This window comes from Kitasatospora sp. NPDC059812, from assembly GCF_042732075.1.
In the GTDB taxonomy this organism is placed as follows: Bacteria; Actinomycetota; Actinomycetes; order Streptomycetales; family Streptomycetaceae; genus Kitasatospora.
In genome coordinates this window covers 1-1,494 of the sequence record NZ_JBHWIO010000152.1, presented here as the reverse complement: position 1 = coordinate 1,494, position 1,494 = coordinate 1, and the positions used below count along the sequence as shown (strand labels likewise).

Sequence of the window (1,494 nt, the reverse complement as noted above, 5' to 3'; positions counted from 1 at the left end):
CCGCGCGCGGCCCGCCGCCCCCGCCGCCCCCCCCCCCCCGACACCACTGCCCCCCCCGCCGCCCCGCCCCGCCCCCGGCGCGCCCCCCCCCGCTACTGGACGGCCGTGCCGGACTTGGCCCAGTTGTCGTGCAGCCGGTCGAGGTAGGACTGCGCCTGGGAGCCCACCTTGACCCCCCGGGCGAAGGCCAGCATGTTGCCCGCGCCGGCGTTGTAGCCGAGGGCGAGGAGCTCGTCGTGGTTCAGTGGCGCGCTCGGCCGTGCCGGGAGCTGCCCGGCCAGGTCGTGCAGGTGCCAGGCGGCCGCCTGGACGGCCAGGTCGCGGTCGTCCGGCAGCTCCTCCCACTGGCGGTCGGCGAAGGGGCGGCCGGGTTTGGTGTCGTCGAAGGCGGCGCGGTGCATGTTGGCGATGCCGAACGAGGCTTCGGGCTTGCCGCGCTGCCAGGCCCGTTCGAGCTCCGGGTCGTGCGGCTTGTACGACTCGTTGTAGAGGATCGCCATCAGCAGCTGCGGGTTGACCCCGGCCTCGGCGGCGTACCGGCGTACCGGGGCCGCGTAGTCGGCGGGGTCGTAGCGGCCGGACGGCTTCGACGGCTTCGACGGCGCGGTCGAGGCGGACGCGGACGGGGCGGACGCGGAGGGCCCGGCACCGTCCGGGGAGGGGGTCGCCGACGGGGAGGCGTCGGACGACGCCGTGGTGGGGTGGTCACCGCCGTGGACGATGCCCCACCCGGCCGCGACGAGTATGCCGACGACCAGCCAGCGCCCCCAGCGCGACCCCTGTTGCCCCTCGCTCATCGCTGCCGACCCCTCCCCGTGTGCCCGTGCCCTTGTTCGACCGTCGTACTGCCGATCGTGCCGGCGACCGTGCCCGGTGGCAGGCTACTCGGCCGGCTTCTGCTCGCCGTCGAGGTTGCGCAGGAAGCCCTTGGCCTTCTCGACGCCGGTGTCGATCTGGCCGCTGTACTTGCCGTCCGTGCGGTCGTCGATCACGTCGCCGACCTTGTCCAGGCCCTGCCCGAGCACGCCGCTGTGCTCGCGGGCGAGGTCGGTGGCCTTGTCCGCGAGGTTCTTCAGACTCTCAAACATGGTGACGCTCTGCTCCTCTGACGCGTTCCTGATGGTGTGCCGACGTGGCGGGGGATCATGACCATCCTAACGACGGCCCACCAGGCGCTCGGCCGCTGCCGAAGGACGGCGGGTGACTTTGCTGGAATGGGTTTGTATGCTCCAGCCCAACTTCTACAGCCATGTAGAAGTTGGGAACCGCCACCAGGACGGAACGCGTCCCGGCACGCACAGCGGCGCGCACGCGCCGCGGCAGCCGAAACGAGCGAGGGAAGTGCGCATGGCCGGCCAGCGGGCGAGAACGCCGTACCAGGACGCGGGACCGCGCACCGAGGACCCCGCCCTGCCCGCGCAGCGCTCGCGCGAGGCCGCCCCGGCGGAGCCCGCCGCGCCGCCCGCCGCCCGCCCGCCACGGCCCGCGGCCTCC

The 1,494-nt window shown here is 74.1% G+C and carries 2 protein-coding genes; both read right to left on the bottom strand.

Annotation, left to right across the window (positions count from 1 at the left end):
* Nucleotides 1–92 precede the first annotated feature (92 nt).
* Nucleotides 93–797, bottom strand: coding sequence for a lytic transglycosylase domain-containing protein (locus tag ACFV6D_RS38075; RefSeq protein WP_380343269.1), 705 nt, complete (start codon nucleotides 795–797; stop codon nucleotides 93–95).
* Between the two features lie 84 nt (nucleotides 798–881).
* The gene (locus tag ACFV6D_RS38070; RefSeq protein ID WP_063350645.1) at nucleotides 882–1,088 is read right to left on the bottom strand and encodes an antitoxin; all 207 of its coding nucleotides are present in this window, start codon (nucleotides 1,086–1,088) and stop codon (nucleotides 882–884) included.
* Nucleotides 1,089–1,494 lie beyond the last annotated feature (406 nt).

What these genes read in the sequence shown, in the direction of transcription:
- ACFV6D_RS38075 (WP_380343269.1), bottom strand. Translation starts at nt 797, where the DNA reads ATGAGCGAGGGGCAACAGGGGTCGCGCTGGGGGCGCTGGCTGGTCGTC.
- ACFV6D_RS38070 (WP_063350645.1), bottom strand. Translation starts at nt 1,088, where the DNA reads ATGTTTGAGAGTCTGAAGAACCTCGCGGACAAGGCCACCGACCTCGCC.